Raw genomic sequence first — 22,159 nt, forward strand, 5'->3', positions numbered from 1 at the left:
GCGCCTGGTAGTGGGCTACCCACGGACCGGGGGGCTCGACAGCTCAACCCCGGAAATGTGAAATAGACAGCATCCACGTGTGATCAAGCACGCCCTGTGGGTACTGCGGACGACCCGTTTGGCCCGACCGCCGAGGGGTATGTCGCAGCCGTGATGCCGACGATGGTCCACCCCGTGTTGCCCGAACCCCGCGGGCCGATCTCGCTGTCAGTGATCGAGCTGCTGAACGAGCGAGCCCCGCTGCGGTATCTGACGAAAGTCGAGACGTCGCTGGCCGACGCCGACCCCGCCGGCATCGATCTACAGCTGGCGCTCTACCTCTGCTACGAGCTGCACTACCGCGGCTTCGCCGGCGTGGACGCCGGCTGGGAATGGAACCCCGGGCTGCTCTATCTGCGCAGCCGCCTGGAGGATCTGTTCCTCGACGACGTGCGGCGCGGCGTCGGGAACATCGAGCCGGAAACCAGCGCACTTGACGAGCTCGACGCCCTCTGCGTCGAGCCGGTCGGCGGCACTGGACCGTCCTACTACTTGCGCGACAACGGCACCTGGGAGCAGATGCGCGAATACTTCGCCCACCGCTCGCTGTACCACTTGAAGGAAGGCGACCCGCACGCGTGGGCCATCCCGCGCCTCACCGGGCAAGCCAAGGCATCGTTCGTCGCTGTCGAATTCGATGAATTCGGGGGCGGCAAGGGCGCCCGGCTGCACCAGCAACTGTTCGCCGATCTGATGGCCGCGGCCGGGCTGGACACCACCTATCTCGGGTATCTCCCCGACGTGCCGGCGCCGTCCCTGGCCGTGGTGAACCTGATGTCGATGTTCGGTCTGCACCGCCGGTTACGCGGTGCCGCGGTCGGGCATTTCGCGGCCACCGAGGTGACGTCTCCTCCCGGGTCCAAGCGCATGGTCGCCGCGCTGGAGCGCATGGGCGCGCCCGACGAGTGCGCCGCCTTCTACCGCGAGCATGTCGAAGCCGACGCGGTACACGAGCAGGTGGTGCGCACAGATGTGGTGGGTGACCTGGTCGCCCGCGAACCCGAGTTGGACGCCGACGTGGTGTTCGGTATCCGGGCGTTCGACCTCGTCGAGGGTCGGCTGGCCGATCACCTCATGGAGAGCTGGAACGCGGGAGTCGGCTCACTCCGCCGCGCTCTGGACTGAGTCCTCGTCTGCCGCGGCGCGTTGCCTGCGGCGATGGCTGGTGTCGCAGAGCGGATAGGTCTTCGAGCGACGGCATGCGCAGATGGCCACCATGAACCTGTCCGACTCCACGACCGAACCGTCCGGGAGTTCCACGCGCACAGGACCTTCCACCATCACCGGGCCGCCGGGCACGACGCGCACGGTGCGCGCCAATGGCTCTGTCACGGTGCGTCCGCCCGGATCACGATGATGCGTTCCATCGTGGCACCCTGCGGCAGCAGACCCACGCTCATCAACCAGTCGGCCCGCGCCGACATCACCGGGCCGAACGGAATCATCTGCTGGGCAACGATATCGGCGGCCAGGCCTTCGCGGCGCAACGCCGTCACTGTCTGCTCGGCATTCGAGCACTCCGAGTGCACGATCAGCATCGTGCCACCCTCGGCGAGCAGGTGCGGCGCGGCGGTGCACATCGGATCCAGCACCAATCGTCCGTCGGCGCCGGCATTCCATGCCTGCGACGGCCCGGCATCAGCCGGGATCTCGTCGGTGTCGTCGACCGGCGCCTGGGGCACGTATGGCGGGTTGGCCAGCACCAGATCGAATGGTCCGAATTCCCTTGCGCGTGCCCAGGACCCGCGATGCACGGCCAGGTTCGCACCGGCGGCGGTCGCGCTGCGCCGGGCATGGGCCACGGCCGTGGGGCAGATGTCGAATGCGGTCACCTCGGCCGCATCGGCCTGCGCGGCGGCCAGAGCCACCACTCCGCTACCGGTACACAGATCGGCCACCTTCGCGCCGGGGGCGAGCCCAGCGGCGATCATCACGTCGGTCAGCAGATGCGAATCTTCCTGCGGCGGATAGACTCCAGCCTCAGTGGTGCCGAGATCGGTGTATGCGGTGGTCACGTGCGCTCCTTGCCGACGATGACGACACCGGGGGCGGCATCGCCCCAAATTGATGCCCTCTCTTGAACCGGTCAAACTTCTGTTTGTCGTGACATGGCGCGGGAATCCGCTGCGCGGCTGTGACAACCACCGACAGAGAGGGCTCATCATGACCATCTGCGCGACGTGCGGAAACGACTACGACAAGGCATTCACCGTGACATGGCCGGACGGCCGGTCAGCGACGTTCGACAGCATCGAGTGCGCCAGCATGCAGGTGGCGCTCGAGTGCGGCCATTGCGGTTGCCGGATTCTCGGCCACGGCATCGAGACCGACGAGGGCATCTTCTGTTGCGCGCACTGCGCCCGCAAAGACACCAACGCCGACGTCAACGACCGTTACCCGGTGCCTGCCGGGGCGTGATGCTCTACAGCCGACCGACGGCGTACGCCGCTCCCTCGTTGACCATCCCGTTGACCGGGTACAGGGCGTGCGCCACGGTCGGGCCGCCATCGGGGGCGCCGTCGCAGATCGTGTCGCCCTGCGCGCACAACTGCAGCGTCTTGTCCTCGTACCGCGGACCGATCGTGATGGCCGGGGCGCCATAGCGTTCCAGGAACGTCCCCGACGGAGTCCCGAACAGCACCACCGCGGCCACGTGATCGGCGACCGCCGGCGGCATTGGACGTGGCGCTATCGCGGTCGGCACCATGGCCGGGACCACATCGGAGGTCGTGAATCCCGACACCAGCGCACCCTGCGAGTAGCCACCGAGCACCATGCGGGTGTTCGGACAGTTCGCCGCCATGGCCTGGACGTGACCGGCCTCGTCGTTGATGCCGTCGATCACGGTCTGAGCGATTTCGGTGCGGGCCGAGAAGTTGTTGGATGCCGCGTAGTTCACCGCGTACACGCCGACCGTGCGGGGCGCGGCCTGCGCACGCACGGCATCGACGAACGCCTGTCCGACATTGCCGACACCCGGCGCTTCACTTGTTCCGCGCGCGAACACCACCTCGACATCCGGACATTCCTGGGCGGCTGCCGTCGGAGCAGCGGCAGCGCCCCCCGACACGGCGGCGGTAGCAGCGATCAACGTTGCGGCGGCTCGGGCCCACTGTCGACGTGTCATCAAGGATTCCTCTCTGGGACTGACGCGCGGTCAGTGGCGCCAGTTCAGCTGTACCCCCGTCGTTGCTGAGCAAACGGCGCTGTCGGTTACGGTCGACGCATGTCTGACGCCGACCCCTTTTCCGATCCGACGTCCACGGACCCCATCGACGACGTCGCGCCCGGTGACATCGTCACCGCCGACCGCGGCGACGGCGAGCGGCAGTACAAGGTGGTGCACATCGTTGCCGACGACGAGGGCTATCTCGTGACGCTCGAGGACGACGGTGACGGTGAGACGTTTCAGCAACGATTCGCCGCCGGGACCCGGGTCACCCGCTCACTGGAGTCCAAGTGGGAGTCGGCGCAGAGTCCGACCCCGCATGCTGACGGACCGGAGTCGGCCTGAGCATCGGCGGGATTCGATCCCCGGCCAGCGGGTAACCGCCCGCACAGCCGACGAAAGGACGCCACCATGCCCAACGAGCTGAACGGCCGCCGAATCGCTTTCCTCGCCACCGACGGAGTGGAGAAGGTCGAACTCGAGCGGCCCCGCGATGCCGTCACCGAGGCCGGTGGTCGCGTCGAGTTGCTGTCGCTCAGCGACGGCGACATCGACGCGCGCAACCACGACCTCGAACCGGCGGGAACCATCGAGGTCGACCGGCTGGTCAGTGACGCCGGCGTGGACGAGTACGACGCACTCGTCATCCCCGGCGGCACCGTCAACGGCGACAAGCTGCGCCTCGACGAGACGGCCGTCGCCTTCGTCGGCGAATTCGTCCGATCCGGAAAACCGGTGGCCGCGATCTGCCACGCGCCGTGGGTGCTTCTCGAAGCCGGCGTCGTCGCGGACCGGACGCTGACCTCCTACCCCAGTCTGCGCACCGATCTGCGCAACGCGGGTGCGACGGTCGTCGACCAAGAGGTCTGCGTCGACGGCAACCTGATCACCAGCCGCTCACCCGACGATCTGCCGGCCTTCTGCCAGACCATCACCGATCGTTTCGCCGAAACCCCGGCACACACCTGAGGCTGACCCGAAGTTTCAACCCTCCCGCGGCGGTTAACTGCCCGCAATGACGGCGCCACCCCTCTCGGACAGCTGGAATCGCGAGCAGCGGTCAGAGAGTCCGACGCAACGGCTCGACCGCAACTGGCTGTGCCTCCTGCACGAGTTGCGCGTCGTGTTGACCGGGGTGCAGCTACTCACCGGGTTCCTCCTCACGCTGCCTTTCCAGCAACGCTTCGCGTCGCTCGACCCAGGCATGCATCACCTGTATCTGGCCACTGTGTCCTGCTCGATCGTTGCCACCGCACTGTTGACAGCACCGGTGGCCCTGCACCGCTTCGTATTTCGCCGGCACATGCTGGCGTGGTTGGTCCTCGTATCGCACCGGATCACGGTCCTCGGACTGCTCTTGCTCGGCGTGGCGGTGTCCGGTGTCGCCACGTTACTGTTCGAGGTGCTGGCAGGGTTCACCGCCGGAGTGATCGCGGGAACGACCACCGTGGCGGCGTCGACGGCGCTCTGGGTCGCGCTACCCCTAGCCGTCCGACGAGGCACCTACGCAGACCGGCTCTAGGCATGTCGAATTGGTGACCTCCATGCCACCGGACGCATAGGCCATCTGCCCGAGGGTAGGCCGATCGCATGCATGAACTGACGAAGCACTTCATCGACGCGCTGACCCGACTCCACGAAAGCCGTGACGTGGAGCCGCTGGTCGAGCTGTTCGCCGACGAAGCGACGCTGACCAAGGCCGGCCTACCCCACGGCCAGCACGGCAAGGACGGCGCACGGACCTTCTGGACGCAGTACCGTGACGTCTTCGACGACCTGTCGTCCGACTTCTCGCACACCGTCACCGAGGACGGCATCGCGTACCTGGAGTGGAGTTCGACGGGGACGCTGCGCGACGGCAGCGACTTCCGCTACGACGGGGTCAGCGTGCTCGAAGGTGACGACGAGTCGATCTCGGCGTTCCGCACCTACTACGACACGGCCGCCTTCCTGCACGCGGAGAAGCGCAGCAACTGACACAGTGACGGCATGAGCCTGGTGACCTACGAGCTCCGCGATCACGTCGCCACGATCACGCTGAACCGGCCCGAGGCGGGCAACGCCATCAACGGTGCGTTGCGACAGGAACTCAACGCGGCGTGGAACCGGTTCCGCGACGACGAAGATGCGTGGGTGGGCATCCTCGCCTCCACCGGCCGGATCTTCTGCGCCGGCGCCGATCTGAAGGACGGCGAGGGAGCGGTCGGGACGTTCGGCGGCACGTTCTGGGAGAAGCCGACGATCAACTCCTTCGAAAGCGGCATGGAGTTGTTCAAGCCGACCATCGCGGCCGTGCAGGGGCCGTGCCTGGGCTACGGGCTCACCGGAGTTCTGTTCTGCGACTTCGTGATTGCGAGCACCGAAGCAACGTTCGCCTTCCCCGAGGTGACGATCGGCGTGCCCACGATCGTCGGCGCGATCCGGTTGCCGCGGCGACTGCGCTGGGCCGATGCGATGGAACTGCTGCTGACGGGTAAGCCGATGGCGGCCGAGCGGGCGAAGGAGGTCGGACTTGTCTGGAGGCTGGTCGAACCCGACGAGCTCCTGCCCGCGGCGCAGGAATGGGCGCGAACGCTGACCGAGGCGGCGCCGCTGGCTCAGCGGGCCACCAAGGAAGTGGCATGGCGCACCGCCGACATGGGGTGGATCGAGTCGGTCCGCTTCGGCGAGGTGATGCGCAAGGTGGTCGGCGCGACAGCCGATGTCGCCGAGGGGATTTCGGCCTGGCGGGAGAAGCGGCGCCCGCAGTGGAAGGCGCGGTGACATGTCACGACGGGCATCAAGACGGGCATCACGACGGGCGGGGTCGGCCGGTCAGACTGCGGATCGTGGCGATCTCCGCCGGCCGGTAGGGTTCGCCGTCCCTCCCGAGGAGGTCGTGGAACCACGGCTGCGGTTCGGTGGTGTAGGGCCGATCCCACGAATCCCACGGAAAGTACGTCTGCGTCTTTCCGGCCGTCAGACCCCACGCATATGCTGCGACGTTGCGGCGCTTGGTGATCGGCAGGATGTTCTCGACGGTGCAGTCCAGCGAACGCGCCATGTACTCGGTACACAGCAGCGGGCGGCCGGTGAACGCGAGCTCGCTGATGCGGGCGTCGAAACCGACGGGGTTGTCGTAGCTGTGGAACGAGATCACGTCGGACTGGTCGAGCTGGATGCCCGCGATCTCGCTGCGCAGCCGCGCATCGCCCCACACGCCGTCCCACACACCGCTCGTCAGCGGATGGATGGTGCCGACGGAGCGCGCCCAGCGGAACACCTGCGGCAGGAGGTCGGCCACCAGCGCCAGCTTGTCGGCGCGCTCGGTGTCCCGGTACTGCTTGGCGGGGTTGTCGGGTTCGTTCCACAGATCCCATCCGAGGATGCGCCGGTCGCCGCGGAACCGGGTGAGGACGCCGACGACGTAGTCGTGCAGCACGCGCTTGTAGCGCCGGTCGTCCAGATTCTCCGCGCCGGGGCTCTGCACCCAGCGGGAGTTGTGCACCCCCGGGCGCGGTGCGGGCTGCTTGCCGAGCGCCGGCAGCGGATCCCAGCAGGAGTCGAACAGAACGAACAGCGGACGTATCCCGTGGCGTGAGGCGATGTCGACCACCTGACCGACACGACGCAGGAACCCCGTCGGGTCCTGGATCCACAGCAGGTCATGGAGGAAGACCCGCACGGTGTTCAGCCCGGCCAGGCTGGCCAGCCGCAGCTCGGCGTCTATGCGCCGCGGGTCGAACGTCCCGGGCTGGAACATCTCCAACTGGTTGACCGCATTGCCGGCGATGTAGTTGGCGCCCACCAGCCAGTCCTGCTGCTGATACCACCGCCCGGCACGGTCGGCCGACCAGCGCCCGTCGTCGGCCGATGCTCGTGGCACCGGGGTCAGCGTCATCGCCGCAGCTGCGAGCAGGGGTGCCTTGAGCGCGGTGCGGCGGCGCAGTGCGCCTCCGCGGGCGACGGAGCTCACCTGCGCGGTCGGGCGAGTCAAGGCATCATCCTTCGACGGGAGAACCGGGGCATGGGACAGGGCAGGACACGGCCAGCCGCCCAGTGTATCGATCTGCGGGCACCTGCTGTTACGCCGAACATCAAGCCGCACTGGCGATTTCGCTCAGTGGACAGGACGGGTGGTCGATGCCCGTGCCGGTACTGTGCTATGCAGTTCGGGTGACGCCCGCGCGCGAAGACACCATCGACGACCGCCCCCGCGGCGCCGTGGGGTTGATGTTCGACCGCGTCTTCGGCGCGCTGTTCTGGGGCAAGATCTTCTCTGTCGTCGCCGTGTGGACGCATGGCATCGTCGCGGCGATCGTCATCTACGACGCCACCCGCTCCGCGCTGATGGTCGGCATGGTGGGCGTCGCCCAGTTCGGGCCGCAGCTGCTGCTCACCCCGACCAGCGGCAAGTGGGCAGACACCGGCAACCCGGTCCGCCAGATCCTGCTCGGCCGGGTGTTCTGCGCGACGGGCTCCGGCGTGGTGGCCGGGTGGCTGTTCACCGCGCCGTCGGCGGACGGCACGGCGGCAGCGGTCGCCGTGCTACTCGGCTCGCTGCTCGTCGGCTTCGGGTTCGCCGTCGGTGGCCCGGCGATGCAGTCGATCGTGCCCAGCTTGATTCGGGACGGGGAACTGTCCACCGCGATGGCGCTCAACAGCATGCCGATGACGATCGGCCGCATCCTCGGCCCGGCCGCGGGCGCATACCTGGCCGCCCACCTGGGACCGGCGTACGCCTTCGCCGCGAGCGCGGCTCTGCATCTGGTGTTCGCGGCGTTCCTGATCGTGGTGCGCTTCCCGGTCCCACCTGCTCGCAGCTCGGGCACGGACTACAGGGTGCGGGTCGCGGTCCGCTACGTGATGGGCGATCGCCGGCTCCTGCTGGCTCTGATCGCGGTCGCGGTGGTCGGTGTCGCGTCGGACTCGTCGATCACCCTCACCCCGTCGGTGGCCGCGGCGCTCGGCGGGGACGCCCGCATGGTCGGCATGCTGTCGGCGATCTTCGGGATCGGCGCCGCGGCGGGGATGGCGCTGCTCGCCGGGCTGCGCGGCCGCATCGTGGCCGACCGCGTGTCCGTACTGGGCTTGTGGGGCATGGCGGCCGGTTGTGCGGTGCTGGCGATGGGCTCGGTGACGGCCGTCGCCGTAGCTGGGTTCGCGCTGGCCGGACTGGGCTTCGGGTGGGCGATGACCGGGCTCGGGACGGTTGTGCAGGAGCAGGCCCCCGAGGAGCTGCGCGGTCGGATCATGGCGCTGTGGCTCGTCGGGTTTCTCGGGTCGCGCCCGATCGCGGCGGCGGTGCTGGGCGGCACCGCCGACGCGCTGAACGTTTACGCCGCGTTCGGGGTCGCCGCCGTGCTGTGCGTCATCGTCTCGGTGTTGTGCCGGCCGGGGCAGATGACCTCGGCACCGCGCTCCGACTAACCGCAGCGGGCGCGGAAGTCGACCGAGGGCTGCCGGATCGCGCGCAGCGCATCGCCGACGTCCGGGCGGGCGGCTATGTAGCTCTCCACCTCGGTCTTCATCTCGTCACGATTCTTCCCTCGGAGACCGGTGAAGAAGTCGTTCACGTCCGGGTGGGTGAACAGATAGGCCGAGGTGGATGCGGTGACGCCGGCCATCACACCGGCCAGATCGGCAGCGGTGCAGTTCGGCGGCGGGGGTGGCGGCGCAGGCTGCGCGGACGCCGGGGCCGCGACGGCCAGCAGCGCCGCTGCCGGTGCGATCGCTGTCAGCGCGGCACGGGTGAGGAAGGTGCTCATGGTGCTCCTGTCGGATTCAGTTACGGCCGGGCGTGAAGATGATCGAAAGGCCGCCGTCGTTGCAGTACCAGTCGTATTCGCAGGGGTAGGGCCACATCGGCCCGGTGTCGAGCGTTCCGGGACCCTGCCCGTTGTTCGTGCCGCGCACGCTGCCCTGCGAACAGACCGTGGTGCCGTTGGAGCTCACGCACTCCGCGCCGGCCGGCGGTGCGGCGCCCATCGCGCCGGCGATCAGGGCAGCCGGCGCGCACAGCGCCGCGGCGGCCCGCAGCCTAGACACAGCCACTCACGCTGATCCGGCGGCCGACGCTCGCGCACACATTGACATTCGGTGGAGGCGGCGGTGGTGCCGCGTAATCCTCGGGCAGCGGCGCGTAGGCCCCTGGAGGCGGTACCCAGGGCGCGACCGCGTCGGCGATATTGCCGCAACCGCTCACCGAGACGAACCGGCCGCCCACGCTGCCGCACACGTCGGCCGACGCAGCGGGTGCACAGACCATGCTGCTCAGCAACGTCGCGCCCAGTCCGGCCAACACGCCAACACGGCGATGACTCCGCAGGTGCTTCACACGTGAGATTCTGACGCTGCCGTCAGCCTCCGTCTACATTTCGCGCGCATCGGTGACGTAATGCCCTTCGGCTACCGTGCGGATGCGAGACATGCGCATCTGGAGGGTCGATGACCGAGTCCACCGCCGCGGGCCCCACACCGCCACGCGAAGGCGCCCTCGACCTGTACCGGTCCGCCGCGGTGCTGATCGTCGTCATCGGACACTGGCTGCTCTCGGTGATGACCTACCGGGACGGCTCCTTCGGTCGGGACAACCCGCTGGTGCTGATGCCGTTCACCCAGTGGATCACGTGGTTCTTCCAGGTCGTTCCCGTCTTCTTCGCCGTCGCCGGGTATGCCAGCGCAGCGTCGTGGGAGCGGCTCCCCGCCGATGCGGGCACCGCGGCCAGACAGGACTGGATTCGGCGCCGGGTGGCCCGCACGCTGGGTCCCACCGGGGTCTACGCCGGTGCCATCGTCATCGTGATGGCGGTCCTGATGGTGTCGGGCATCAGTGGGTCGGTGCTCGAGCTGGGCGGCTGGGCCGTCGCCATGCACCTGTGGTTCCTGGCCGTGTACCTGATGGTGGTCGCATTGACACCGCTGGCTGTCGCGGCGCACCGGCGGTGGGGGCTGCGGGTGCCGCTGGTCCTGGGCGTCGGCCTGGTGCTCGTCGACATCGTGGGCATCGCGACCGACCACCCCGAGATCCGGATGGCGAACTACTTCTTCTGCTGGGCGGCGATCTACCAGCTGGGCATCGCGTTTTACGACGGCCGGCTGAGCCGGCGCGTGCTGCTCGACACCGCGGCGATCGCCGCGCTGGCCCTGCCCGCGATGGTGACCTGGGGCCCGTACCCGACCGCGATGATCGGCGTGCCCGGCGACCGCGTGGAGAACAGCGCACCACCGTCCGCGGCACTGCTGGCGCTGGCCCTGCTGCAGATCGGCGTGCTGTTCGCCCTGGTTCCGGTGCTGAACCGGGCGCTGGCGCGCGGCGTCTGGCCGCGGGTGCTCCGCGTGGCCAACCAGAACGTGATGGCGCTGTACCTGTGGCACATGCTGCCCGTGATCATCGTGACCCTGGTCGGCTATCCCACCGGGCTGTTACCGCAGCCACCGCTGGGATCGGGTGCATGGTGGCTGGCCCGCCTCGAGTGGGAAATCGTGCTCGCGGTGGTCGCCGCAGCACTGCTCACGCTGCTGCATTGGCAACGCCGGTTCGTCGCGGCCGCGTTGCCCACGGTCGCCGTCCCCGCGCCAGGGGCGCTCACCGAGGCGACGCTGTACACGGGCACAGCCGGATGCGCGCTTGCTCTCGCGCTGCTGTCCGCACACGGCTTTGCGCCCGGCGGCCGCCTCCCGGTGCTCGCCGCGGCTCTGTTCGCCGGCGGCGCACTGCTCGTCGGGGTACGCCCCCGCACCGCCGCTCAGTCGCGATCTGCGTCGGGCAGTCCCTCCGGCGGCGGAGTCGCGTAGGCGGGGTTGGCCGGCGGCACGCCCGGCTCGGAATCGGGGAGGGATTCGTTCGGATCGTCGGGCGAGGTCATCACTGCTGCTCCCGGTCGTCAGCCACAACGTCGCGCTCGTGCTGGGTGCGACGGGCCAGTTCGTCGTCGTCGAGATGTTTGGGCGTCTTGGCATGTTCGCGCCGATCGGGATGGGCCTCCTCGGTGGGCGCCAGAACGGCGTCGAGGTCCTCGGGGTCTCCGGCGTTGGTTGTCATGCCACCGCCGGTACCCGATCACCGCCCGACTACGCCCCGGTGACGGCGCTCACTGTCCGCAAACTCACACGTCAGCGAGTTGATTTACGTGGAATTAACACGGAAGCATGTCCCGTTGTGCCTGCTGGGAGGGCGATCCCCGCCCCGCAGGCCACACCAAAGCACCCCGGCACCCCGGGGAACCGAAAAAGGAGTACACGCACCATGTCTGTCGCGCAGTTCCGCGCCAACCTCAAGCTCGCCAGGGATCGGCGCCGTCTGTACGCGCGGATCCGCTCGCTGCCTGATTCGTCGATTCGCGACGAGCTGGTGGCCGTCGCCGAGCGGTACGAGTCCGCCCAGAGCTGACCCACCCACCTGGAGCCGGTGACCGACTGGTCACCGGCTTTTTTGGTGCTCGTCCATCGTCGCGTCCCTGGCCGCCCACAGCGCCGACACCGCCTGCGGGATCAGGACAAGGGAGAGAACGCCCATCGCGACGGTCCACGACCCCGTCACGTCGTGCAGCGCACCGATCGCGACCGGGCCGATCGCCGCGACGACGTATCCGACGCTCTGCGCCATGCCCGACACCTGGCTGGTCTGATCGGTGGAGGTACTGCGCAGCACCATGAACAGCAGCGCCAAGCTGATCGACGCGCCCGGACCTGCCATCACGAGCATCGTCCACAGCGTCGGCGCCGTAGTCGTCGTCAACAGGCCGACGAAACCCGCAGCGGTCAGCCCCAACGCTGCCATGGTGACCACCCGCTGGTCGGCGAACCGGCCCGCCACGATCGGTGCCAGCAGCGACATCACCAGCCCCGCGACTTGGCCCAGAGCCAGGACCGCCCCGGCGCTGCTGGCCGACATGCCCCGGTCCACGAGGAATTCGGGCAGCCACGCGGTGAACGTGTAGAAGATGAACGACTGAGCTGCCATGAACGCGGTGATCGCCCACGCGATCGGATTGCGCCACAGCGACGCCGCGGGGCGTCCGGCGCTGATCCGGTGCACGCGGCGGAGCTGCGGGACCCACAGCAGGACCGCCGCGGCCGCGCACAGACCCCAGCTGGCGAGCGCGAGCCGCCAGTCGCCCCCCAGCGCGTCGTCGATCGGGATCGTCAGCGCCGCCGCGGCAGCGGCACCGCCCGAGAGTGTCATCGAGTACAGGCCGGTCATCAGCCCCGAGTGGTGCACGAAATCGCGTTTGATCAGCGACGGCAGCACGACGTTGCAGACCCCGATCCCGACGCCGGCGAGCGCGGACCCGGCGAACAGCGCCGCCGGGGTGGGCATCAAACGCACCGCGCTCGCGACGACGAGAACGACCATTGCGCCGAACACCGTGCGCTCGATGCCGAACCGCGCCGCGCACCGGGGCGCGAACGGTGCCACGAGGCCGAACACCAACACGGGGAGGGTGGTGAGCAAACCGGTGATCCCACTGCCCCACCCGGTCGCCGATTTGATGTCGCCCACCAGGGGCGCCACCGCCACCACGGCAGGCCGCAGATTCGCCGCGACGAACATGATCGCGACCGCGGACAGAATCGTCACAAATCCCGATCGCGGCCGGTGATGCGTTACCGTCGAAGGAACCGTTGCGGTGCTGGGGGCCTTGCTCACTTCTTCCAGGGTGGTCCGACCACTGCAGCCAAGGCAAATCGCCTCATCACTGAACCCGCACGTAATCGGCGTACAGTGACCAAAGACATTGAACGGGGGTTGACGTGCGTAAGAACGCTACCCCCGAACTGGCCGTCGGCGTCATCACCGAGCCGGCCACCGAAACCGTGGTCGCTGAGCCCAGCTGGGACGATATCCCGCATCCCGTGATCGTGGTGGATGCCGACGGCATGGTGTGCGCGACCAGTCCCGCGGCGCTGGCGATCTTCCCCGCTGCGCACCCCGGCACAGCTCTCCTCGACTGCACACCCACCTGGCTGAGCGCCGCCCATCTGGAACGCTCACCTTCGGCCGCCGGCGACGTCGCCGGGCACGAGATCGAGGCGCGGCCGACGACGCTGCTGGCCGGTGCGGTGGCCTGGTGGCTGTTCGCCGATTCCGATCAGGCGCTGCTGCACGCCCAGGACGCGGTGGGCCGCGAGCGTGACCGGGCCGCGTTCCTCGACGAAGCCTCCACCGAGTTGATGGCCTCGTTGAACGTCGAGCGCTGTATGGAAGCGACGGTTCGGATGGCGGCGCGCCACCTCGCTGACGCCGCGGTCGTCGTGGCGCCTGCGACGCGCCGTCAGATCTCGCTGGTGTGTGCCGGTCCCGACGGCATGGTCGTGCAGCGCACCATCGACGGCGGCCCCGAGATGGTGCCCGGTCTCGCCGAGGCGCTGCGCGGTTTCCCACCGGTGCCGTCACGGTGGATCGATCCGGCCACGGTCCCCGAATGGCTCGTCCCGGAGGGCTTTTCCGGTCCCGTCGGCTCCATCGTCATCACCCCGCTGCCCGGCCACGGCGTGCCGGCTGGTGCGTTGGTGCTGCTGCGCCAGACCTCGCAGATGGCGTTCAGTGACGGCGAGGAGGTCTTCGCCCGGCTCTTCGCCGCCCGCGCTGGCACGGCCCTGTCCGCCGCCCGCCTGTACGGCGAGCAGGCCGCGATCACCCGCACGCTGATGCGTGATCTGCTGCCGCCCCAGCTGCACCGCTTCCACGGCATCGAGTTGGCCGGCGGCTACCGCGCGTCAGAGGACGACCACCTCATCAGCGGCGACTTCTACGACGTCCACCCGGCGGCGAACCCCGAGGACGAGACCCTCGTGGTGCTCGGCGACGTCTGCGACAAGGGCCTCGAGGCCGCGCTGGTGACCGGTAAGATCCGCAACACCCTGCAGGCACTCGCCCCGCTGGCCGACGACCACGCCGGCGTGCTGCGACTGCTCAACAGCGCGTTGCTGTCGGCCGAGCACACCAAGTTCGCGACCTTGGTGCTGGCCTCGGTGTGCCGTCGCGACGGACAGGTGGCTCTGCGTCTGACCAGCGCCGGACATCTCGCGCCGCTGATCGTGCGTGCCGACGGGCGGGTGGAGGAAGCCGACACCCGCGGCACGCTGGTCGGGGCGCTGCCCGAGATCAAGTCGTCCACGTTCGAGACCACGCTGGCGCCCGGCGAGACCTGTCTGCTGTTCACCGATGGAGTGACCGAGGCGCACGGCGGGCCGACCGGCGCGGAGATGTTCGGTGAGCCGCGGCTGACCGCCGCGCTGCGGGAGTGCTCGGGCATGCCGGCCGAGGCCGTGGTCGAACGCATCATGATGCTCACCTCGCAGTGGGTGAAGGGCCGACCGCACGACGACATCGCTGTCGTGGCGATCACCTCCCCCCGGCGCACCCACCTCAGCGCGGTCGACGGGCACACCGCGGGGAGGTATACGGCCTCCGCATGAGCACCACCATCGACAGGCTCTGGGCCGCGCTCCTCGACGGTGACGAATACACCGCCGCCGCAGCGGTTCTCGATGCTGCCGACGCCGGGACACCCTGCGAGGAGCTGCTGCTCGACGTCATCGCGCCCGTGCAGCAGCGGGTGGGTTCGGAGTGGGCCGCCAACCGGATCACCGTCGTGCAGGAGCACGTCGCCACCGCCATCAACGACCGCGTGATCGCAGCTCTGGCCCACCACGGCGCATGCCGACCGCCGGAGACGTCACAGGGCCGGGTCACCGTCGCCTGCGTGGACGGCGAGTGGCACGCGCTGCCCGCCCGGCTGCTCGCCGAGGTGCTGCGCCTGCGCGGGTGGCAGGTCGACTTCCTGGGCGCTCAGGTGCCCACACCCCATCTGATTGCGCACCTGCACCAGCAGGGCCCTGACGCGGTGGCGCTGTCCTGCATGATCCCGACACGTCTGCCCACCGCCCACGCCGCGATCACGGCGTGCCAGGCGGCTGGGGTTCCGGTGCTCGCCGGTGGCGCCGGCTTCGGGGTGGACGGCCGCTTCGCCTCGTTGCTGGGCGCCGACGCGTGGACCTCCAATGCCAGGGAAGCGGCCGTGCTGCTGGCCGACGGGGTGCCGCGGCGCTCGCCGTGCGCGCCGCACCAACCCATCGACGACCTGCCGCACCTGGCCGACCAGGAATACACGATGGTCAGCACGGCGGCGGGGAACCTGGTCGCGACGACGGTGACGGAGCTGGAGAGCCGCTTCCCCGCGATGCGCGACTACAGCGACCAGCAGCGTCAGCACACCATCGAAGACATCGCGCACATCGTCGACTTCCTGGCGGTCGCCCTCTACACCGACGACGATGCGCTGTTCACCGACTTCGTCACCTGGACCGCCGAGATCCTGACCGCCCGTGGGGTGCCCGCGGCGTCGTTGCATCCCGCACTCGACGCTCTGACCGCCCACCTGTCCGAATTCCCCCGTACCCAGCGCCTCCTCGCCGCGGCACACCGTGCCCTCGGCAGGGCCCCGATCGACCAGGCAGCATCTGCATGAATCTCACGCTGAGCACCGACATCGACGGCACCTCCACCAGGCTGACCGTGACCGGAGACCTCGACTACGAGAGCACCCCTGCCCTCGTGTCCGCCGCGTCCGACGTGCTGGCCGCCACCACCGCGGTCTCCGACCTGCACCTCGACTTCGCGGGGCTGACATTCTGCGATTCCGCCGGGTTGTCCGGTCTGCTTCTCGTCCACCGCAAGACCTCGTCCGCAGGGATTCAGCTCCACCTCGACCACCGGCCGGCGCAGCTGCAGCGGCTCCTCGACATCACCGGTGTTCTCGAACACCTCACGACCCGGCCCAGCCGCGTGGCGGCGAGCGAGTCCCGCAGCGTCTGAGTCGGAGCCCGCGTGCCCGAGGGTGACACCGTCTATGCGTTGGCCCGGCGGCTCGACGACGCCCTGACGGGACGCACCCTGCTTCGCGGCGAACTGCGCGTGCCCGCCTATGCCACCGATGACCTCGCCGGGCGCACCGTGACCGCCCAGGTGACCCACGGCAAGCACCTGCTGACCCGGTTGTCCGGCGGCGTCACCCTGCACACTCATCTACGCATGTCGGGTTCGTGGACGGTATCGGCGGCTGGGCGATGGCTGCCGCGCTCGGTGATGCCCGACGTCCGGGTGCTGCTGCGAACCGATGGGCCGGCCGCCTACGGGGTGAAGCTGCCCGTGGTCGAGCTGGTGCGCACGGCCGACGAGGCGCAATGCGTCGGCCACCTCGGTCCGGACCCGCTGCGCGAGGACTGGGATCTTAACGAGGCGGCGCGGCGCCTGGCCGCGGATCCGAAGCGGCCGTTGATCGCCGCACTACTCGACCAGCGGTGCGTCGCCGGGTTCGGAAATCTGTGGGCCAATGAGCTGTGCTTCTTGCGGGGGCATGATCCGTGGACACCGGTCGGGCAGGTCGACACCGCCGCGCTGCTGGAGTTGGGGGCGCGGGCGCTGCGCCACTCGGCGACCGTACCGGGGGCGATGCAGGTGACCACTGGGGTGCGCCGCAAGGGCGAGCAGCACTGGGTGGCCGGCCGGGCTGGACGCCCGTGCCTGCGATGCGGGACGACGGTCCGGGTGGTCGCCGAGGTGGGAGGAGATCCGGAACGCCGGCGCACCTGGTGGTGCCCGGCCTGTCAGCGATGAGTCGAATCGGCCGCGGTGGGCACCCGGTCGGGATGGACACCATCGAGTACGCCCCCGGCCGTCACGCCGACATCTATGGCGGGCCCGCCGATGCACCACTGCTGCTGTGGCACGGCACGCAGACCGACGCCCGCGCCACCGTGGGGGTGCTGGCCGCGGCGCTCGCCGACCGGGGCTTCGGAGTCGTCGCGCCCGACTGGGATTCCCACGCCGGCGACCACGGCCGATCGGACCTGCTGGCCTCACTCGACGTCGTGCGCGGCTGGTCGGCCACACCGGATCGGCTCACGCTGGTCGGCTGGTCGCTGGGAGGGGCGGCCGCCGCGGGTCTGACGCTGCGTGCCGACGAGCTGGGGTGACGCTGGCGCACACGGTGTGTCTGGCAGGGGCATTCATGGTGGCCGACCCCATCAGCGGGGCAGCGCCGGCCGGCGCTCTGCCGACGGTGCGGCCCGGCGCCCCGTTCATGCTGCTGCACGGCCGCGCCGACGACGTCGTGCCCGTCGACATCAGCCGGACCTTCGCGAGGGAACTCGAGTCGGCCGGGTGGCCGGTGCGGGTGGTGGAACTCGACGCCGATCATGGCAGCATCGCCGGTGCACGCTACGACGCAGCGGCCGACCGCTACGCGCCGTCCGACGAGGCGTCCGCCCTGCGCGATGCACACCAGGTCGCTGACCTCATTGCTGCTGTGCGGCAATGACTTCCGATCACCAGGGGACAGTCTCACCAAATCGGTCGAGATATCTCAGACCTGGCACCCCACGCTGGGCGTCCACGGTGTCGACCAACGGGGGAATGCTCTCGCTGATCTCGAGCTTGGCACCCGGGCCACCCATCGTGGTCTTGACCCACCCGGGCGCCATGAGCAACAGCGTCCGGGTGGTGTCGGCGTGCCGGGCGGCGTAGCTGCGGAACATCTGGTTGAGCGCCGCCTTTGTCGCTCGGTAGACCTCGAAGCCGCCGCTGGTGTTGTTGGTGACGCTGCCCTGGCCCGACGACATGATCGCGATCGTCCCGGCCGGGTCGACGAGGTCCTGCAGATGCTCCACTGTGCGCATGACACCCAGGACGTTGGTGTCCATCATGCGATGGAAGTCGACGGTGTCGATGGCCGTACCGATCGCGTCCTGCGGGGCCAGCGAGATGCCGGCCACGACGAACATCAGATCGAACGTCCGACCGGCAAGTCGCGTGCCCAACCCGTCGATCTGCCCCTCGTCTGTGATGTCGAGGTACTCGACAGCGACGGAATCGCTGTGGCGCCGCGCGAAAGCGGTCAACTCTGACGGGCTGTCAGTCCTCACGGTCGCGACGACCTGCGCACCCCGAGCGACGTAGGTCTCCACGATCGCCTCTCCAAGACCCCGCGAGGCCCCGATGACCAGCACGGTGCGGTTCGGGCTGACGTGTTGCTCGCTTCTCATCGTCTACTCCTTTTTTCGCTCATCGTATGTTGAGCGAATCTACCACTCTGGCTCAACGCATGTAGAGTGAACGCGTGCAGCAAGGGCGGACGAGGGCGGAGCGCAAAGCCGCGACCGCGGCGAAAATCCTGGCAGCAGCGCAAGAAGAGTTCGGTGCGCACGGGGAAGACGGCGCGACGATCCGCGGCATCGCCCGGCGGGCAGGCGTCGACCCCTCACTGGTGCTGCAGCACTACGGATCGAAACAGGCACTGTTCACGCTGGCGGTGCAACCCGCCGCCGACCTGACCGGTGACGACATCCCCGGCCATCTCGCCGAGGTCCTGCAGACCAGACTGCGCGAGTTACCGGCTCCCACAAAAGCACTCGTGCGTTCGATGCTGACCTCACCGGAAGCGGCCGCCGTGATGCGCGACTATCTGCAGGAACGCACCACTAATCTCGCCCGGGCGATGACCGGTGAAGACACCGAACTTCGAGCAGCACTGCTGGTGTCGAGCATCCTCGGCATCACGATCGCACGGCACTTCCTCGAGCTCGCGCCGTTGATCGACGTGGAGGATGCCACGGTCTCGCGGGTGGCCGACACATGGATGGGCCTGGTCAACTGACCGGCAACCCGGCGTTCACTCCAACGGGCTGGTACGCGAACCGATCTTGTCGGTGTCCTCGAAAGGGACCCGAGTCGCGTTGAGGAACAGACTGAGCAAGCTGAACCACGCGATGGTGGCGATGTAGCGCCGCGTGGTCGTCGGCCCGAAACCATCCAGGAGCCGCTGCAGAGTCGCATCGGTCAACGTTGCGCGCGTCAGCATCTCGTCGGTTGCGGTGGTCAGCAGCAGCCACTCGTCACGCAGTCCACTCACCGGTCCGTCAGCGGCGATCCGCTCGATCTCCTCCGCGGTCAACCCGGCGTTGCGAGCCATCTGCTCGTTGGCTTGCCACTCGTAAGGCACGTCGAGCACGGCGGCCGCCCGCAAGATGATCACTTCCCGGTGCTGGGCGTCGATGTCGTCTGCACCGAAGATCGCGCGCACCATTCCGATCAACGCGGGCAGGAAGTCACCGGTGCCGGCGAACATCTTCACGACGTTGAGCGCTCTGTCGGAGTCGTAGCCCTCCCCGAGCGCTTCACGCAGCTCGGTTTCATCAGGCAGAGGAACGCTGACCTGCGAAGAATATGCGGTGGGCTTGGCCATGAAATCTCCTTCCGTCTGACCCGTCGAACGCCTCCGGGTCGCCTCCGCATCCCGGGCTCGGACTACACCTGTGCGGCAATGGTTTCCAGTGCGGCGCGGATCTGCTCGGGGATCGGTACCGCCCGGCGCTCTTCACGGTCGACGAACACGTGCACGAAGCGTCCGTGGGCAAGCGCCGCTGAGTCGTCGGCGCCGAAGATCGCCACGCCCCAGGTCACCGATCGCCGGGACATCGCGTCGACACGCAGGCCGGCGCGCAGCTGGTCTGGGTAGGCAGCTGGGGCACGGTAGGTGCACGATGACTCCACCACCAGCGCGATGACCGGTGAGGTGTGGATGTCGAGACCACCCTCGGTGATCAGGAAGTGATTGGCGACGGTGTCGAAATAGCTGTAGTAGGTGACGTTGTTGACGTGGCCGTAGACGTCGTTGTCCATCCACCGGGTGGTGATGGGCAGGACGTAGCCGTAGCCGTCGATGACCTCGGGCTCGCGATCAGGCATAGCTCAGCGCACCGCGAAAGATGGTGGCCAGCAACGCTTCATCGACGTCGATCGGCGCATTGCCGAGCAGCCGCTGCTGCGGGAACGCGCCGGCGGCAAGGGCAGTCACGTCAGCGTCGGTGTAGCCGACGTCGGCGAGCCCGGCCGGCATCCCGACCGCCTCCATGATGCCGACGAGATGGCCGGCGAGGACTTCCCCCGCGTCGGCATGGACGGCGCTCGAGACGTCGGCACCGAGGTGCCCGGCGGCGGCGAGGTGGCGTTCCGGGTCCGCCGCGGCGGTGACGCGGAACGCAGCGGGCGCGTTGAGGATCACCGACATGCCATGTGGCACAAGCGGTTTGTCGTCGGGATATCCGGAGGGGCGGAATTCGCGAACCTGTCCCGCCACGGCGTAGGCCATCGCGTGCGGAATGTGCACACCGGCGTTGCCGAACGCGATGCCGGCCAGCGTCGCCGCCCACATCGTCTGCTCGCGGGCCTCGCGGTCCGAGGAGTCTGTCACCGCACGCACCAGGTAGCGGCCGAGCAGAGCGAGGGCTTCGCGGCTGCCCAGGTCGCTCCACGGGTTGGCGCCCTGGCTCATCGGTCGGGCGCTGACCCGCGCCGGCGCCGCCCGCCGGGTGAACGGCCTTGCGGTGTAGGACTCCAGCGCGTGGGAGAGCACGTCCAACCCACTGCAGGCGACGACCTCGCCGGGCAGGGTGTCGGTGCTGTCGGGGTCGACGAGCGCCTCCGACGGCCGCAGCGCCGGGCTGGCGATGCCTGTCTTGGCGTGCAGCTCGAGGAGATCGAAAATCGCGATACCGGTGACCTCGCTGCCGGTGCCTGATGTCGTCGGGCAGGCGATGTGCGGCGCCAGCGGTCCGGGTACCGGTCGACCCTCTCCGACGGGCGCGTTGACGTAGGCAGCGAAATCGGCGGGGTGGGTGGCGTAGAGGTTGGCGGCCTTGGCCGTGTCGATGACCGATCCACCGCCGACCGACACATAACCGTCCGGGCGCGCGTCGGTGGCGAAAGCTGCTGCCGCACGGAAGGATTCATCGGTGGGTTCGACGGCGACCTCGGCATAGGTGACGACGTCGAGTCCGGCGTCGCGCAGCGCGCGCTGTGCGTTGTCGAACAGCTCCAGCCGGGCGACCGACGGATCGGTGAACAGCGCGACGCGACGCATCCCCAGCGCAGCCGCCCGGTCCCCCACCTCGCCGATACAGCCACGACCGAACGTGATGCGGGAGGCGTCGACGGTGAACGCGGTGTCGAATCCGGGGTCGAGGCCCGCCTCGTGCTGGCAACAGCTCATGGCTCGATTGTGCCGTCGTCACCGCCGCCGCGGCGGGCGGCCCGGGCACTGACCGCCAGGGCCGCCATCACCGCGCCGATGCCCGCGGCCTCGGCGACGGTGGGCCGCTGGGCGAGAGCCACGGCGCCGACGACGGCGGCGGTTGCGGGCAGCAACGCCAGCAGCAGCGCGAACCGCGCCCTGCCGATCGTCGCGAGCACCGGCTGATCCAGCGCGTAGGGAATGGCACTGGAGAGCAGCCCGATGCCCGCGCCCCACAGCCAGGTCCGCGGTTCGGCGAGCACGGACGCGTCGACAGCGGCTTGCATCGCGAGCAGCACCGGCGCACTGACCGCCGCGGCAACCGCCATACCCACGGCCAGTGAGTCGAGCCCGGTCCCCGCGTCGGCGACCCGTTTGCCGAGCACGATGTAGCCCGCCCACAGCGCGGCGGCGAGCAGCGCGAACGCCACGCCCACGGCGTCGACGTCGGCCTGCACTCCGGCCAGCAGGTAGACCCCCGCACCGACCAGTCCCACAGCCGCGTAGTCGAGGGGCCGGCGCGACCCGAGCACCGCGACCGCCACCGGACCGGTGAACTCGATCGCGACGGCAGTGCCCAGCGGAATCCGGGCGATCGACTCGTAAAACGCGATGTTCATCGCCAACGTGACGGCGCCGAACGCCGCAGCCGCGCCGACACCCCGCCGGGTCCAGCGCCGTCTCCCCCGCCTGTTCCAGGGCCGTCGCCACGCGAGCAACACCACCGCGGCGCCCATCGCGCGCAGCCACGCCACCGTCGCCGGCTCCGTCGTCGCGAACAGCCAGACGCCGATCGCCGCGCCGACGTACTGAGACACCGCACCGACGACGAAGAACAGCGGCACCGACCACGGGGGGATCGCACGGACGGGCACGGGTGCGAGTACAGCAGAGT

29 protein-coding genes and 1 pseudogene are annotated in these 22,159 nt (G+C 69.1%); 16 read left to right on the forward strand and 14 right to left on the reverse strand.

Annotated features, from left to right (window positions below; genetic code table 11):
• The first annotated feature begins 153 nt into the window (after positions 1-153).
• A complete protein-coding gene (locus DMB80_RS07805) occupies positions 154-1,164 on the forward strand; it encodes an iron-containing redox enzyme family protein (RefSeq protein WP_111509316.1) in 1,011 nt (336 codons plus the stop codon).
• Here the strand turns inward: DMB80_RS07805 and DMB80_RS07810 are convergent.
• A complete protein-coding gene (locus DMB80_RS07810) occupies positions 1,141-1,371 on the reverse strand; it encodes a CDGSH iron-sulfur domain-containing protein (protein ID WP_111509317.1) in 231 nt (76 codons plus the stop codon). The genes DMB80_RS07805 and DMB80_RS07810 overlap by 24 nt on opposite strands.
• On the reverse strand, positions 1,368-2,054 hold the full coding sequence (locus DMB80_RS07815; RefSeq protein ID WP_111509318.1) for a HemK2/MTQ2 family protein methyltransferase: 687 nt from the start codon (positions 2,052-2,054) through the stop codon (positions 1,368-1,370). Before DMB80_RS07815 ends, DMB80_RS07810 begins: the two co-directional genes overlap by 4 nt.
• A 148-nt stretch (positions 2,055-2,202) precedes the next feature.
• On the opposite strand from DMB80_RS07815, the gene DMB80_RS07820 reads away from it, so the two are divergent.
• Positions 2,203-2,457 carry a hypothetical protein gene (locus DMB80_RS07820; RefSeq protein WP_111509319.1) on the forward strand — a complete coding sequence of 85 codons (255 nt, stop codon included), beginning with the start codon at positions 2,203-2,205 and terminating at the stop codon, positions 2,455-2,457.
• Between the two features lie 4 nt (positions 2,458-2,461).
• Here DMB80_RS07820 and DMB80_RS07825 read toward each other — a convergent pair whose 3' ends face one another.
• Positions 2,462-3,166 carry a cutinase family protein gene (locus DMB80_RS07825; RefSeq protein ID WP_111509320.1) on the reverse strand — a complete coding sequence of 235 codons (705 nt, stop codon included), beginning with the start codon at positions 3,164-3,166 and terminating at the stop codon, positions 2,462-2,464.
• Between the two features lie 99 nt (positions 3,167-3,265).
• Between DMB80_RS07825 and DMB80_RS07830 the strand changes: the two genes are divergently transcribed.
• The 5 genes from DMB80_RS07830 (at position 3,266) to DMB80_RS07850 (ending at position 5,971) form a co-directional block, all read left to right on the forward strand.
• Positions 3,266-3,553, forward strand: a complete 288-nt coding sequence (locus tag DMB80_RS07830; protein WP_111509321.1) for a hypothetical protein — start codon at positions 3,266-3,268, stop codon at positions 3,551-3,553.
• Between the two features lie 66 nt (positions 3,554-3,619).
• The gene (locus DMB80_RS07835; RefSeq protein WP_111509322.1) at positions 3,620-4,177 is read left to right on the forward strand and encodes a type 1 glutamine amidotransferase domain-containing protein; all 558 of its coding nucleotides are present in this window, start codon (positions 3,620-3,622) and stop codon (positions 4,175-4,177) included.
• Between the two features lie 46 nt (positions 4,178-4,223).
• Complete coding sequence (locus DMB80_RS07840; RefSeq protein WP_240431058.1) at positions 4,224-4,730, forward strand: DUF6328 family protein; 507 nt, start codon at positions 4,224-4,226, stop codon at positions 4,728-4,730.
• Between the two features lie 68 nt (positions 4,731-4,798).
• Positions 4,799-5,185 carry a nuclear transport factor 2 family protein gene (locus tag DMB80_RS07845; RefSeq protein WP_111509323.1) on the forward strand — a complete coding sequence of 129 codons (387 nt, stop codon included), beginning with the start codon at positions 4,799-4,801 and terminating at the stop codon, positions 5,183-5,185.
• Between the two features lie 12 nt (positions 5,186-5,197).
• The gene (locus tag DMB80_RS07850) at positions 5,198-5,971 is read left to right on the forward strand and encodes an enoyl-CoA hydratase/isomerase family protein (RefSeq protein ID WP_111509324.1); all 774 of its coding nucleotides are present in this window, start codon (positions 5,198-5,200) and stop codon (positions 5,969-5,971) included.
• A gap of 28 nt (positions 5,972-5,999) precedes the next feature.
• On the opposite strand, the gene DMB80_RS07855 is transcribed toward DMB80_RS07850, so the two are convergent.
• Entirely contained in the window at positions 6,000-7,136 is a 1,137-nt protein-coding gene (locus tag DMB80_RS07855) for a glycoside hydrolase 5 family protein (RefSeq protein WP_111509384.1), read from the reverse strand.
• Between the two features lie 284 nt (positions 7,137-7,420).
• Here DMB80_RS07855 and DMB80_RS07860 point away from each other — a divergent pair, with 284 nt between their 5' ends.
• Complete coding sequence (locus DMB80_RS07860) at positions 7,421-8,617, forward strand: MFS transporter (RefSeq protein WP_240431067.1); 1,197 nt, start codon at positions 7,421-7,423, stop codon at positions 8,615-8,617.
• Here DMB80_RS07860 and DMB80_RS07865 read toward each other — a convergent pair.
• Genes DMB80_RS07865 through DMB80_RS07875 form a run of 3 tightly spaced genes read right to left on the reverse strand, consistent with a single transcriptional unit; the run spans position 8,614 to position 9,455 of the window.
• Complete coding sequence (locus DMB80_RS07865) at positions 8,614-8,955, reverse strand: heme-binding protein (RefSeq protein WP_111509326.1); 342 nt, start codon at positions 8,953-8,955, stop codon at positions 8,614-8,616. The genes DMB80_RS07860 and DMB80_RS07865 overlap by 4 nt on opposite strands.
• A gap of 16 nt (positions 8,956-8,971) precedes the next feature.
• Positions 8,972-9,235, reverse strand: a complete 264-nt coding sequence (locus DMB80_RS07870) for a hypothetical protein (RefSeq protein ID WP_240431059.1) — start codon at positions 9,233-9,235, stop codon at positions 8,972-8,974.
• Positions 9,228-9,455, reverse strand: a complete 228-nt coding sequence (locus DMB80_RS07875) for a hypothetical protein (protein ID WP_111509386.1) — start codon at positions 9,453-9,455, stop codon at positions 9,228-9,230. The genes DMB80_RS07870 and DMB80_RS07875 overlap by 8 nt, the downstream gene beginning before the upstream one ends.
• 179 nt (positions 9,456-9,634) lie before the next feature.
• Here DMB80_RS07875 and DMB80_RS07880 point away from each other — a divergent pair, with 179 nt between their 5' ends.
• Positions 9,635-10,984, forward strand: coding sequence for an acyltransferase family protein (locus tag DMB80_RS07880; protein ID WP_111509327.1), 1,350 nt, complete (start codon positions 9,635-9,637; stop codon positions 10,982-10,984).
• A 70-nt stretch (positions 10,985-11,054) separates the two neighbouring features.
• Here the strand turns inward: DMB80_RS07880 and DMB80_RS28030 are convergent, their stop codons facing one another.
• Positions 11,055-11,231 (reverse strand): hypothetical protein, encoded by a 177-nt coding sequence (locus DMB80_RS28030; protein ID WP_162938452.1) that lies wholly within the window; start codon positions 11,229-11,231, stop codon positions 11,055-11,057.
• A 204-nt stretch (positions 11,232-11,435) separates the two neighbouring features.
• Between DMB80_RS28030 and DMB80_RS28035 the strand changes: the two genes are divergently transcribed.
• Positions 11,436-11,579 (forward strand): hypothetical protein, encoded by a 144-nt coding sequence (locus DMB80_RS28035; protein ID WP_162938453.1) that lies wholly within the window; start codon positions 11,436-11,438, stop codon positions 11,577-11,579.
• Positions 11,580-11,609: 30 nt separating this feature from the next.
• On the opposite strand, the gene DMB80_RS07885 is transcribed toward DMB80_RS28035, so the two are convergent.
• The gene (locus DMB80_RS07885; protein WP_111509387.1) at positions 11,610-12,743 is read right to left on the reverse strand and encodes a CynX/NimT family MFS transporter; all 1,134 of its coding nucleotides are present in this window, start codon (positions 12,741-12,743) and stop codon (positions 11,610-11,612) included.
• A gap of 326 nt (positions 12,744-13,069) precedes the next feature.
• Between DMB80_RS07885 and DMB80_RS07890 the strand changes: the two genes are divergently transcribed.
• The 5 genes and pseudogenes from DMB80_RS07890 to DMB80_RS07910 all read left to right on the forward strand — a co-directional run bounded on the left by DMB80_RS07890 (position 13,070) and on the right by DMB80_RS07910 (position 17,514).
• A complete protein-coding gene (locus DMB80_RS07890) occupies positions 13,070-14,611 on the forward strand; it encodes a PP2C family protein-serine/threonine phosphatase (RefSeq protein ID WP_111509388.1) in 1,542 nt (513 codons plus the stop codon).
• Positions 14,608-15,663: a cobalamin B12-binding domain-containing protein gene (locus DMB80_RS07895; RefSeq protein WP_111509328.1), complete on the forward strand. Its 1,056-nt coding sequence runs from the start codon at positions 14,608-14,610 to the stop codon at positions 15,661-15,663. The genes DMB80_RS07890 and DMB80_RS07895 overlap by 4 nt, the downstream gene beginning before the upstream one ends.
• The gene (locus DMB80_RS07900) at positions 15,660-16,010 is read left to right on the forward strand and encodes an STAS domain-containing protein (RefSeq protein ID WP_111509329.1); all 351 of its coding nucleotides are present in this window, start codon (positions 15,660-15,662) and stop codon (positions 16,008-16,010) included. The genes DMB80_RS07895 and DMB80_RS07900 overlap by 4 nt, the downstream gene beginning before the upstream one ends.
• Before the next feature lie 12 nt (positions 16,011-16,022).
• Positions 16,023-16,811: a DNA-formamidopyrimidine glycosylase family protein gene (locus tag DMB80_RS07905; protein ID WP_111509330.1), complete on the forward strand. Its 789-nt coding sequence runs from the start codon at positions 16,023-16,025 to the stop codon at positions 16,809-16,811.
• A 32-nt stretch (positions 16,812-16,843) separates the two neighbouring features.
• Positions 16,844-17,514 (forward strand): annotated as a pseudogene (locus DMB80_RS07910) (alpha/beta hydrolase).
• A gap of 7 nt (positions 17,515-17,521) precedes the next feature.
• On the opposite strand, the gene DMB80_RS07915 reads toward DMB80_RS07910, so the two are convergent.
• Positions 17,522-18,238, reverse strand: a complete 717-nt coding sequence (locus tag DMB80_RS07915) for an SDR family NAD(P)-dependent oxidoreductase (RefSeq protein WP_111509331.1) — start codon at positions 18,236-18,238, stop codon at positions 17,522-17,524.
• 74 nt (positions 18,239-18,312) lie between these two features.
• Here DMB80_RS07915 and DMB80_RS07920 point away from each other — a divergent pair, with 74 nt between their 5' ends.
• Positions 18,313-18,849: a TetR/AcrR family transcriptional regulator gene (locus tag DMB80_RS07920; protein WP_111509332.1), complete on the forward strand. Its 537-nt coding sequence runs from the start codon at positions 18,313-18,315 to the stop codon at positions 18,847-18,849.
• Positions 18,850-18,864: 15 nt separating this feature from the next.
• On the opposite strand, the gene DMB80_RS07925 is transcribed toward DMB80_RS07920, so the two are convergent.
• From DMB80_RS07925 to DMB80_RS07940, 4 genes are all read right to left on the reverse strand, one after another.
• Positions 18,865-19,437, reverse strand: coding sequence for a carboxymuconolactone decarboxylase family protein (locus DMB80_RS07925; protein ID WP_111509333.1), 573 nt, complete (start codon positions 19,435-19,437; stop codon positions 18,865-18,867).
• 62 nt (positions 19,438-19,499) lie between these two features.
• The gene (locus DMB80_RS07930; RefSeq protein ID WP_205538575.1) at positions 19,500-19,940 is read right to left on the reverse strand and encodes an acyl-CoA thioesterase; all 441 of its coding nucleotides are present in this window, start codon (positions 19,938-19,940) and stop codon (positions 19,500-19,502) included.
• Positions 19,933-21,243 carry a hydroxyacid-oxoacid transhydrogenase gene (locus DMB80_RS07935; protein WP_111509334.1) on the reverse strand — a complete coding sequence of 437 codons (1,311 nt, stop codon included), beginning with the start codon at positions 21,241-21,243 and terminating at the stop codon, positions 19,933-19,935. Before DMB80_RS07935 ends, DMB80_RS07930 begins: the two co-directional genes overlap by 8 nt.
• Positions 21,240-22,139, reverse strand: a complete 900-nt coding sequence (locus DMB80_RS07940) for an EamA family transporter (RefSeq protein WP_240431060.1) — start codon at positions 22,137-22,139, stop codon at positions 21,240-21,242. Before DMB80_RS07940 ends, DMB80_RS07935 begins: the two co-directional genes overlap by 4 nt.
• Positions 22,140-22,159: the final 20 nt, after the last annotated feature.

This window comes from Mycobacterium kyogaense, assembly GCF_003254575.1.
Lineage (GTDB): Bacteria > Actinomycetota > Actinomycetes > Mycobacteriales > Mycobacteriaceae > Mycobacterium > Mycobacterium kyogaense.

Excerpts from the sequence above, each read along its gene's own strand:
- DMB80_RS07805 (WP_111509316.1), top strand. The coding sequence starts at position 154 with ATGCCGACGATGGTCCACCCCGTGTTGCCCGAACCCCGCGGGCCGATC.
- DMB80_RS07820 (WP_111509319.1), top strand. The coding sequence starts at position 2,203 with ATGACCATCTGCGCGACGTGCGGAAACGACTACGACAAGGCATTCACC.
- DMB80_RS07825 (WP_111509320.1), bottom strand. The coding sequence starts at position 3,166 with ATGACACGTCGACAGTGGGCCCGAGCCGCCGCAACGTTGATCGCTGCT.
- DMB80_RS07830 (WP_111509321.1), top strand. The coding sequence starts at position 3,266 with ATGTCTGACGCCGACCCCTTTTCCGATCCGACGTCCACGGACCCCATC.
- DMB80_RS07835 (WP_111509322.1), top strand. The coding sequence starts at position 3,620 with ATGCCCAACGAGCTGAACGGCCGCCGAATCGCTTTCCTCGCCACCGAC.
- DMB80_RS07840 (WP_240431058.1), top strand. The coding sequence starts at position 4,224 with ATGACGGCGCCACCCCTCTCGGACAGCTGGAATCGCGAGCAGCGGTCA.
- DMB80_RS07845 (WP_111509323.1), top strand. The coding sequence starts at position 4,799 with ATGCATGAACTGACGAAGCACTTCATCGACGCGCTGACCCGACTCCAC.
- DMB80_RS07850 (WP_111509324.1), top strand. The coding sequence starts at position 5,198 with ATGAGCCTGGTGACCTACGAGCTCCGCGATCACGTCGCCACGATCACG.
- DMB80_RS07860 (WP_240431067.1), top strand. The coding sequence starts at position 7,421 with ATGTTCGACCGCGTCTTCGGCGCGCTGTTCTGGGGCAAGATCTTCTCT.
- DMB80_RS07865 (WP_111509326.1), bottom strand. The coding sequence starts at position 8,955 with ATGAGCACCTTCCTCACCCGTGCCGCGCTGACAGCGATCGCACCGGCA.
- DMB80_RS07875 (WP_111509386.1), bottom strand. The coding sequence starts at position 9,455 with ATGGTCTGTGCACCCGCTGCGTCGGCCGACGTGTGCGGCAGCGTGGGC.
- DMB80_RS07880 (WP_111509327.1), top strand. The coding sequence starts at position 9,635 with ATGACCGAGTCCACCGCCGCGGGCCCCACACCGCCACGCGAAGGCGCC.
- DMB80_RS28030 (WP_162938452.1), bottom strand. The coding sequence starts at position 11,231 with ATGACAACCAACGCCGGAGACCCCGAGGACCTCGACGCCGTTCTGGCG.
- DMB80_RS28035 (WP_162938453.1), top strand. The coding sequence starts at position 11,436 with ATGTCTGTCGCGCAGTTCCGCGCCAACCTCAAGCTCGCCAGGGATCGG.
- DMB80_RS07885 (WP_111509387.1), bottom strand. The coding sequence starts at position 12,743 with ATGTTCGTCGCGGCGAATCTGCGGCCTGCCGTGGTGGCGGTGGCGCCC.
- DMB80_RS07890 (WP_111509388.1), top strand. The coding sequence starts at position 13,070 with ATGGTGTGCGCGACCAGTCCCGCGGCGCTGGCGATCTTCCCCGCTGCG.
- DMB80_RS07895 (WP_111509328.1), top strand. The coding sequence starts at position 14,608 with ATGAGCACCACCATCGACAGGCTCTGGGCCGCGCTCCTCGACGGTGAC.
- DMB80_RS07900 (WP_111509329.1), top strand. The coding sequence starts at position 15,660 with ATGAATCTCACGCTGAGCACCGACATCGACGGCACCTCCACCAGGCTG.
- DMB80_RS07915 (WP_111509331.1), bottom strand. The coding sequence starts at position 18,238 with ATGAGAAGCGAGCAACACGTCAGCCCGAACCGCACCGTGCTGGTCATC.
- DMB80_RS07925 (WP_111509333.1), bottom strand. The coding sequence starts at position 19,437 with ATGGCCAAGCCCACCGCATATTCTTCGCAGGTCAGCGTTCCTCTGCCT.
- DMB80_RS07930 (WP_205538575.1), bottom strand. The coding sequence starts at position 19,940 with ATGCCTGATCGCGAGCCCGAGGTCATCGACGGCTACGGCTACGTCCTG.
- DMB80_RS07935 (WP_111509334.1), bottom strand. The coding sequence starts at position 21,243 with ATGAGCTGTTGCCAGCACGAGGCGGGCCTCGACCCCGGATTCGACACC.